9 protein-coding genes and 1 riboswitch are annotated in these 9,052 nt (G+C 32.5%); of the genes, 8 read left to right on the forward strand and 1 reads right to left on the reverse strand.

Features of this window, described 5'->3' with window-relative positions; genetic code table 11:
* Nucleotides 1-121: 121 nt before the first annotated feature.
* The 7 genes from JZI27_RS24165 to JZI27_RS24195 all read left to right on the forward strand — a co-directional run bounded on the left by JZI27_RS24165 (nucleotide 122) and on the right by JZI27_RS24195 (nucleotide 5,531).
* A complete protein-coding gene (locus JZI27_RS24165) occupies nucleotides 122-346 on the forward strand; it encodes an adenine nucleotide alpha hydrolase family protein (protein WP_280209719.1) in 225 nt (74 codons plus the stop codon).
* 26 nt (nucleotides 347-372) lie between these two features.
* Nucleotides 373-819 (forward strand): CBS domain-containing protein, encoded by a 447-nt coding sequence (locus JZI27_RS24170; RefSeq protein ID WP_280209720.1) that lies wholly within the window; start codon nucleotides 373-375, stop codon nucleotides 817-819.
* Nucleotides 820-1,328: 509 nt separating this feature from the next.
* Nucleotides 1,329-1,470: riboswitch (cyclic di-AMP (ydaO/yuaA leader) on the forward strand.
* 207 nt (nucleotides 1,471-1,677) lie between these two features.
* The gene (locus JZI27_RS24175) at nucleotides 1,678-3,015 is read left to right on the forward strand and encodes a TrkH family potassium uptake protein (RefSeq protein ID WP_280209721.1); all 1,338 of its coding nucleotides are present in this window, start codon (nucleotides 1,678-1,680) and stop codon (nucleotides 3,013-3,015) included.
* Between the two features lie 23 nt (nucleotides 3,016-3,038).
* Entirely contained in the window at nucleotides 3,039-3,698 is a 660-nt protein-coding gene (locus tag JZI27_RS24180) for a potassium channel family protein (protein WP_280209722.1), read from the forward strand.
* A gap of 731 nt (nucleotides 3,699-4,429) precedes the next feature.
* Entirely contained in the window at nucleotides 4,430-4,735 is a 306-nt protein-coding gene (locus JZI27_RS24185; protein ID WP_280209723.1) for a hypothetical protein, read from the forward strand.
* Nucleotides 4,736-4,855: 120 nt separating this feature from the next.
* Nucleotides 4,856-5,134 (forward strand): hypothetical protein, encoded by a 279-nt coding sequence (locus tag JZI27_RS24190; RefSeq protein ID WP_280209724.1) that lies wholly within the window; start codon nucleotides 4,856-4,858, stop codon nucleotides 5,132-5,134.
* A gap of 139 nt (nucleotides 5,135-5,273) precedes the next feature.
* Nucleotides 5,274-5,531: a hypothetical protein gene (locus tag JZI27_RS24195; RefSeq protein ID WP_280209725.1), complete on the forward strand. Its 258-nt coding sequence runs from the start codon at nucleotides 5,274-5,276 to the stop codon at nucleotides 5,529-5,531.
* 237 nt (nucleotides 5,532-5,768) lie between these two features.
* Here the strand turns inward: JZI27_RS24195 and JZI27_RS24200 are convergent, their stop codons facing one another.
* Nucleotides 5,769-6,593 carry a tyrosine-type recombinase/integrase gene (locus JZI27_RS24200; protein WP_280209726.1) on the reverse strand — a complete coding sequence of 275 codons (825 nt, stop codon included), beginning with the start codon at nucleotides 6,591-6,593 and terminating at the stop codon, nucleotides 5,769-5,771.
* A gap of 403 nt (nucleotides 6,594-6,996) precedes the next feature.
* Here JZI27_RS24200 and JZI27_RS24205 point away from each other — a divergent pair, with 403 nt between their 5' ends.
* Nucleotides 6,997-8,994: a hypothetical protein gene (locus JZI27_RS24205; protein WP_280209727.1), complete on the forward strand. Its 1,998-nt coding sequence runs from the start codon at nucleotides 6,997-6,999 to the stop codon at nucleotides 8,992-8,994.
* Nucleotides 8,995-9,052 lie beyond the last annotated feature (58 nt).

Here is a 9,052-nt window from a genome sequence, read left to right on the forward strand (position 1 = left end):
GGTGCTCAGGTGGTCAACTTTTTTATGAGCGATGTACCACTAGGTGGTCAATTATTAGATTAGCATTCACATACTCAAAAAAGTGATTTCTTTAACAGAAAGACTTGGTGGTACTTTTGAAATGGTTGAAACAACAAATAAAAGAAAGGTCGTTTCTGTTTTGGTTGAGCAGTTAAATAAGAAAAATGCAACGCAAGTCATTGTTGGTCAATCTGCGCGAACTAGAATTAAAGAAACATTGAAGGGCTCAATTGTAGAAAAATTACTTCGGTTAGTCCGCCGTTTAGATGTTCTTGTTGTAGCTGATCAAAAACCTACTACCGATGGTAAAAATAATATAGATTAGTTAGTTAATTAAAAGGGATGAGAAAGATGAACGTAGCTTTTTTTATCATACCGAAACATGAAGTGGCATTCGTGTATGATTATTTTACGATGAGGCAAGCATTAGAAAAAATGGAATTTCACCGTTACTCAGCCATACCGATTCTAACAAAAGTAGGAGAGTATGTAGGTACGCTAAATGAAGGTGACTTACTTTGGAAATTAAAACATACTTCTGGATTAGATTTTAGCAAAACCGAGGATATTCCCCTCAAAGAGGTACCGCTACAAAGAGATGTTAAACCCATCAGTATTCGTACCGATATCGAAAAAATATATAATCTAGCAATTGATCAGAACTTTATTCCGATTATTGACGATTCTGAGATATTTATCGGAATTATTAGAAGAAGGGAGTTAATTGAATATATGTATAAAAAGTTAATAGACAAGTCTAATGAAGATAAAAAGAACTACTGTGAAGTTAATCTTTAGTATGAATGAATCATAGTTGTCTACATGAAAATATTTTGAGGGGAAAGGTGTATGTTGATTGATTGTCTAATGAGAGGTATAGGGTTATTCCATTATTGAACTTGGTTAATTTGGCCGTTTATGTTTGTTTTTTCATTGGTTTATTCTATTTCATCTTAAGTAAAATAAGATAAAGCATCAATAAAACCTGTATAGTTGCTTCAGTATCACATTTAATAATTCTGGCTGGAATAACTGGGCCCTTAATGTATGGTTAATTCTGCTTTTAGACACTGGTTGATAGTACTTTATGTATTAAATTAGGGCGTTGATCCAACATGAACTGCACTCTAATTGTTAGATTTGTATATTTAACAATTGGGGTGCAGTTCAAATTATTGTTTTGAATTTATCAATATATGTCTATTGTTAATATTTACTATAATGTAAAAACGAGAGATTACTATTTATCATTTATTTTTATAAGTTTACAAATGTAATATGAAGGAGTAAAATAACTCCGTATTGAGAAAAACATAATGCCTAATCTCATTTTTTTGAGAACGGAGGACCCAATTTTTTGGGGTTAATTCTGCAATTGTAGAAAGGATGATATACTCTTTCGCCATCCTAACCCGTCAGCTAACTTCGTCGGCTAAAGCGAGGGAGGTCATAATAGAGACCGCCTTATTCGAGTATTGTTTTTGTTGTTAAAAACAAAATAAATGCTTGTTTAAATCGGTCTTTTTACATTGAAAAAACAAGTTCATAATTTCATTTTAGAATAAGAAGAAGAATCGAGGGAAAAACATATTTAGTTTAATCATTGGACATGTATATAGATAAATATACTTTTTACTCAATTCTAAGGAGAGAGTTATGAAAAATTTTAAAGAGGGTCTTAATCCATCGAAAGTACTTGTAATTGGCTTCGCCAGTTTAATCCTAATAGGAGCTTTTTTATTAACTCTACCCGTAGCAACAGAGGATGGTAAAGGACTTCCATTCTTAGATGCATTATTCACCGCTACTTCTGCTACATGCGTTACAGGTCTAGTGGTTGTAGATACGGGTGATACATTTTCGATGTTTGGTGAATTAGTGATTTTATCACTTATCCAAATTGGTGGTTTAGGATTTATGACGTTCGCAACCTTTTTATTCACTTTATTAGGTAAAAAAATCTCTTTAAAAGAAAGGATTGTACTAAAAGAAGCTTTTAATGCTACTTCGACTGCTGATATCGTGAAATTAGTAAAAAGAATATTAATTTTTACTGTTATAGCGGAAAGTATCGGTGGGATTATTTTATCTATTAGATTTTCATTTGATATGCCGATGGGTAAAGCGATTTATTTTGGTTTCTTCCATTCAATTTCAAATTTTAATAATGCAGGCTTTGATTTGATGGGGGAATTTAGAAGTCTTACTGATTACGTTGATGATCCGTTCGTAGTATTAACTGTTTGCTCTCTAATTATTTTGGGTGGCTTAGGTTTTGTTGTCATACACGAACTTTATGAATATCGGGAAACACGTACAATTTCACTGCATACAAAAGTTGTATTGACTACAACGCTAATGCTTATAGTTGGAGCATCCATTTTAATTTTCCTATTTGAGTATGGAAATGATAAAACATTAGGACCGTTGTCTTCAACAGGAAAAGCTCTTGGTGCCTTGTTCCATAGTGTAACGCCAAGAACGGCTGGATCTAATACATTACCAATTGCAGATTTGTCTCATGCAACATTATTTCTAACGATTTTCCTAATGTTTATCGGTGGAGGTTCAGGATCGACTGCTGGAGGTATTAAGGTAACTACTTTTGCTGTTCTAATGGCAACTGCCTTATCCCAACTGAAAGGAAAAGAAGATGTGGTTTTATTTAAACGACGTATTGTCTTAGCGAGTATACTAAAGGCACTGACTGTTGCAATGTGTGGCATTATGATTGTGATCATTGTCACCTTTATCCTGAGTATTACTGAACAAGGTCATGATTTTATTATGTACCTGTTTGAAGCAACTTCAGCATTTGGTACTGTCGGACTTTCAATGGGGTTAACACCAGAGCTATCTCCAATTGGACGGATTCTTATTATTTTGACCATGTTCGTAGGAAGATTAGGTCCATTAACACTTGGATTTGCTATTTCGAAACGACGTAAAAAAGAAGCTTTCCATCATCCAAAAGGAAATATAATGATTGGTTAATTAATAAAGGGAAGGGATATAAAATGGCGATAAAACAATATGCTGTTATTGGTTTAGGAAGATTTGGAACTAGCATTGCACGAAGATTACATGAAGCTGGGCAAGAAGTATTAGGAATTGATATAAATGAAGAAAGCGTAGAAGATGCGGAACGTTACGTAACCCATGCAGTGGTTGCTGATTCTACTGAAGAAAAGGCACTTACTTCGCTAGGGATAAATAACTTTGATTGTGTAATTGTAGCGATTGGAGACGATATTCAATCGAGTATATTAACTGTAATGCTATTAAAAAATTTAGGCATTCGAAAAATTATTGCGAAGGCACTTAGTAAACGACACGGGCAGGTGTTAGATGCAATAGGTGCTCATTGGATAATTTACCCTGAAAGAGATATGGGGGAACGAGTAGCGAATCAACTTCTTTCACCAAATATGCTGAACTATATAGAACTCTCAAAAACCTACAATATCGAGGAAATCATAGTTCCTTCTAAAATGGTTGGCAAAAATCTTAGGGAACTGGATGTCCGTGCTAAATTTAATGTTAGTGTCATTGCTGTTTTAAGAAATGAAGATATTATTGTCTCGCCATCACCTGATGAGCTGCTTCAAAATGAAGATATACTAGTAACAATAGGAAATAGAAAGGATTTAGCAAGATTCTCAAGTTTAGAGGGCTAACAGTGCTTTAGCAATAACTATGAGGAACTATTTTTCAGCTTTCATGTTTTTCATTAGTCCGCAATATGGCTCAATTCTAGAGTAGAAATTTTGCTCTGCTGTAGCAAAATATCATCTTAGAGATATTAAGGAAGCTTCTAACTTTTTTCTACGAGTTGTGTTTAATTGATTTTGGCATAAAAAAGAAGCGAAAGAGTCTTAGATGCGTTTAATACAGATGCGGAGACTATGTATCACATTTTTGCTATCTAAGTAAAGGATAGTTTAAGTTGTTCTACATCACAACTGGTTAAAAATGTCGGTTTACATAGAAAAATAGTGCCTGTTATAATAAATATATTTAAATAATGAACGTAACACATGGAGGGGTCAGTCAATCTGGCACCGCCATGTGTTTTTTTATTTGGAAATTTACTTGTAGGAGATGAAAATGATTATATTACAAATTGTCATTATAGAAAATCGCCCGATTGCTGAAGAACGAAAAAGTTAAAAGAACTTCAAAGTATATTTATAGTTTTGTACTAATAGATCAGTTACTTAATAAGAAATCCGAAATATATTAATTTCAGTTTTCTCTTTTTAAACTTGTTCATTTCGATTTCCAAAAAACATTAATTAGAAGGCATCTTTTTGCATAGACAACACATAATGTTTTTTTAAAGGATTATCCATTCCTATATGTAATATATCATCATGATAAAAATTCTTTTACGAAAGAGGGAAAGGAATTGAAAAAAAGAACAGAAGCAAGAATTGTCTATACTGATGATAGTATGGTTTTGGCGAAAAGTGACCAATATTATGTCTCGATTGTAAGAGTAAAGAGTCTCATAAGTAAATGTAGTAATTATGTGGTAATTATTAGTGAGGAAAATCTAATAGGAGAGCAAAGGGATGTTATATTAAAAATATTTGAAAATACAAGCCATCTTGCTAGATTTCTATTGTCCGTAGTTCCAGAATACTTTGTCGAGAAGAAGATAATAAAAGAAACTTACGATTCTATTCAAAAATTAATTAGAGGAAAAGTTTGAATCTTATCAAAAAACGAGGGTTTAGGCTTGGTATATATAAGTTAACAGTGTATATAATTTACTCAAGAAAGGGAGATTTTTATGGGGATTTAAAAGGATCGGGTACTACTAGAAGACAAGTTGGTTTACTCTTTTTTTAGTGATTACAATATAGTCATTTCTAAAGAGGTTGGTTACGGATGGATGGGAAGAAGTTCATCTCTACCACTATATTTTGTAATGATTGAAAAAGATATGGGAGTAGAACAACAAGAAGTACTTCATTTAAGGGTTTTTACTACTATTGGTCAAACAATAAAATATCTATCAGTCATTTTACGAGATTATGTATTCGATGAAGGACTTGTAGAGAGTATAATTAATATATCTAACAAACTGGCATTTGAAAGAGTAAGCTAGGGATAATCCCTTGCTTACTTTTTACTATGACTACTTGCAAAAAGTTTTAAAAATCAGCAGATATTTTTTAAGAGTTTTGATAATTGAAAAGGAAATAGCATTTATATGTTTAAATGTCATGTGGAAAGGGGGAATCTACATGAATAATGAGTTTTTATGGCAAGAAGATGTTGATTTTTGTGGCATTGTTATTCGTTTTGCAATTGTTAAATTTGAAAATAATGGTAAATACGGTGCTTGTGTAGCACAAATATTTGGTGATGAATTTGTTATGGTGGATGCAGCAGTTTGTAGCAGTTATAAGGGAGCAAGAAAATTTCTTATGAAAAATGCCATTAGTGGCAATTTAAAAAAATTAGAAATGTTATATAATAATTTGTCAAATGACTTGAATTAAAAACATAATAAGTTAGTTAAAAGAATGGTCTGAAGTGTTAATTGCCATTGTTTTTTACTTAAGTAATATGATAATTATATTTATTCATAATATTATATATATAGCACAATACATTGTGAAATATCCTCATAGTTTCCCCGGGAGTTATAAAGGGGAATTAAAGCCTATTAATAAAAAATATCTACACTGAATAATAAAGTTGACAATTAAGAGAGGTGGAACAAAATCCACCTCTTTTTAATCTGATAACCATAATTTTGACACAGCTTCTTCCATATCTTCTTCGTTAGGGGCAGAGTATCTCATTACCATATCCGCATTTGCATGACCAGACAATGATTGTACTAAACTGAAATCCTCACCATTTCGTACAAGTTTTGTAATAAAAGTGTGACGTAATGAATGTACGTTGATTCCATGTTGTTCAACAATATGCTGAACTGTTCGCTCCGATATTCTTTTATTTCGGTTGGAAAGAAACATTGCCTCTAATGAATCATGTCTTGTTTCTAAATACTTTGAAATTGCCCTTCTTGTTTCTGCAGATAATGGAAGTTGTCTCTCCTTATTGCCTTTTCCAAATCGCACTTTTATGCTTCCTTTTCTTTCGCTCATGACAAAATCATTGCGATCTAAATTAACTAATTCATTTAATCTGATTCCAGTATTAACTAAAGTTTGTATAATTGCCATGTTTCTGACATTACCAGTTCTATCGATTTCCCTTATAAGTTTATTAACGTCATTCCTTGAAAGTGCTTTAGGTGCTTGATTCATCATATTCGGAGGTGTAATTACGGAAATATCCTCTATAGCATCATCTTTTTTCGCCCAACGGCTAAAGTGTTTAATTGAACTCCAATACTTATTGATCGTTGTGGCTGAGTATCTCTTACTAACAAGGTAGTCAATATACTGCTGAACATCGGAACGGGAAAACTCTTCTAAATCTGCTCCCGCTCCATTAAGCCAATTATTAAATTTTGATAAACAAAACATGTAGGTTTTTATAGTTTGTTTAGATTTACCTCTTAATCCTTCTTCTTTGTATGTGTCTAACATAGAATCACCTCTTTTTAGGTTTAAATAATTCCACGACAAAATTTTCTTGAGTTAATGGTCACTTTAAGGCTTAAATTCAATCTAAATAAAGCCAATAATTGCGTAGAATAATAGTTCTACGACATTTTTCCACGACATGTACCATCCCTTTCTTTAGTAGAGTTATTATGACTTTTTCATCATCATGATTCAATTTAGGAGAGCAAAATCCTCTAAAAAGTAAACTTATATCATAAAATACTCACGCTAAAAATTTGAAAAGAAATTTTAGGTCAAATATTATGTAGCTGTAACCATTGAAGAATTAATTGAACACGAGGAGTTGATTAGCAGAAAAATCATAGAACTTTATTAGACTACAAATTAAAATACCATGCTCCTCCTTTTTGAGAGGAGGGATACGATGGTTAATAAGAAAAGTTTTTTAGAAGAAAAAGTTTCTATTTGTTTGGATCATGAGGGTTTTAATCAAAAACCTGATAAGAAAGAGGTTGTAAGGATATCAGAAAGAATAGCAGGACAGAACTCTACTGTTACTATTAAAGAGTTAATGGACAGTGTAACTTTACCTGATGCAAAGTCATTTACACCTGCTACATTTGTTAATGCGAAAAGATTAAACCAAAATTGGAAAAGTCAACAGATATTCGCATTAGACATTGATTCCGGGCTACGGATTGAGGAGGCAATTGGACTTAGTGCTAAATGGAGAGTTGAACCTACCTTCATTTATTCCACTTTTAGTCATACGGATAAAAACCATAAATTTCGAATGGTATTTGTTTTGGACGAAGAAATTCATGATTTACGGATTCGAAATGTAATTCAAACTGCATTAACGACTTTATTTCCGACTTCTGATAAAAATGCTAATGACGCAGCAAGGGTACTATTCGGGGGTAAGAAAATTGAATTTCTAAATAAGGGAGTCGTTAGTGTTCCAGAAATATTGGATGGAGTAGTACGGAAGATAAAATCTGGTTCAAATTCAACGAGAGAGATGAAGAACTTCTGTAAAGCCTCTGGTTTGGCTTTTTATAAAGGATATCCTCACTATAAGAAGTTTGAAGAAATAGAACTACCAAGTGATTGGAGTAATTTGTTTATCTCGAAGACTAAAAACCGCACCAACACTATTAATTACTATAGTACGCGTGCAGAAAATAGTCATCTTAACTACTACTTAGTATTCTCTAAGGATTCCAAACAGGATCATGAATACTTTTCCTATGAAACTAAATCATTTGAAGAACAAGAAGTAAAACAGGTACGGAACTTTCCTTTTGATAATTTGCAAAAAAGGTGCAAACTTTATCGGGAAGGAATTTTAGGAGATTATTGGTTATATCATAATGAAATGTTTGGTTTAATGACCAATTTGTTAAACGTTGAAGGTGGAAAATCCAAGATAGTAGAGATTATTAATTCTAGAAAAGAATATCTTGAAAAACAAGATGAATGGTCATTAATGATGAACCAGATTAAGAAAATGAATTATGCACCAACAAGGTGCAATACATACTGTCCTTTTGCTAATGAATGTATTCATGCCACAAATATGATTGAGCAAGGGAAGTTACCACGTGGTAGTGTGCAGGTTATAGAGGAGCCCCAATTTCAAGATGTTGATGAGGTATATAAGAAATTAGAAAATGTATTGGGGGATTTGTTAAAAAGTACAGAGAATGGTGTATATGTTATAAAAGCCCCTACTGGAATTGGTAAAACGGAAGCGATTGTCAATTTTGCAGCAGAAAATCATTTTAGTGTTGCTTTTCCTACACATAAGTTGAAAGAGGAAGTTTCTCAACGGCTAACTTCAAAAAGAATAAAGCATATAAAGGTGCCGGAATTGCCTTTGCTTGAAAAACCATTCTCTGAAAAAATTGAACACCTATATAATATCGGGGCTTATAGAACAGTTAATAAATATCTCAGACAGATTGCCAATGATAATGAAGATGTATCTATATTTCTTGAGGATTTAGAAAAAGTAAAGACTTCAAAAAATGAGTTGTTACTAACAACTCATCAACGAGCAATTTTTACTAATGATGACTCAAATTCAACCGTTATTTTCGATGAGGACCCGATACAAAGCCTTTTTCCAATATCTCAGATGAAAGTATCCGATTTAATTTTTGCATTCACAAAATTACAGGACAACGAAGTGAATAAGGATGTTATCATTACTTTTCAAAACATGATATTGAATGCACCATTCGATATTGTTCAGGAACGGTCATCGTTTTTATTACCTTCTGTAAAAGATCTTGAACAGACAATAGTTGAGGAGAGGACTATAAGTTCTAATGTATTAGGGTTTTTAAATTGTGATTATTTCTTAAAAATGCGCATTCATAATACTGACTACATATATTTTATCACTAGCGTTGCATAAAAAATGTGTATGTGATTTGTCGAAGTATTCTGAATGACATCTTCAGCTTCACAACCAA

It is taken from the genome of Brevibacillus sp. AY1, from assembly GCF_029870785.1.
In the GTDB taxonomy this organism is placed as follows: domain Bacteria; phylum Bacillota; class Bacilli; order Brevibacillales; family Brevibacillaceae; genus Brevibacillus; species Brevibacillus invocatus.

Coding starts and splice junctions, on each gene's coding strand:
- JZI27_RS24165 (WP_280209719.1), top strand. CDS start 122: ATGGTTGAAACAACAAATAAAAGAAAGGTCGTTTCTGTTTTGGTTGAG.
- JZI27_RS24170 (WP_280209720.1), top strand. CDS start 373: ATGAACGTAGCTTTTTTTATCATACCGAAACATGAAGTGGCATTCGTG.
- JZI27_RS24175 (WP_280209721.1), top strand. CDS start 1,678: ATGAAAAATTTTAAAGAGGGTCTTAATCCATCGAAAGTACTTGTAATT.
- JZI27_RS24180 (WP_280209722.1), top strand. CDS start 3,039: ATGGCGATAAAACAATATGCTGTTATTGGTTTAGGAAGATTTGGAACT.
- JZI27_RS24195 (WP_280209725.1), top strand. CDS start 5,274: ATGAATAATGAGTTTTTATGGCAAGAAGATGTTGATTTTTGTGGCATT.
- JZI27_RS24200 (WP_280209726.1), bottom strand. CDS start 6,593: ATGTTAGACACATACAAAGAAGAAGGATTAAGAGGTAAATCTAAACAA.
- JZI27_RS24205 (WP_280209727.1), top strand. CDS start 6,997: ATGGTTAATAAGAAAAGTTTTTTAGAAGAAAAAGTTTCTATTTGTTTG.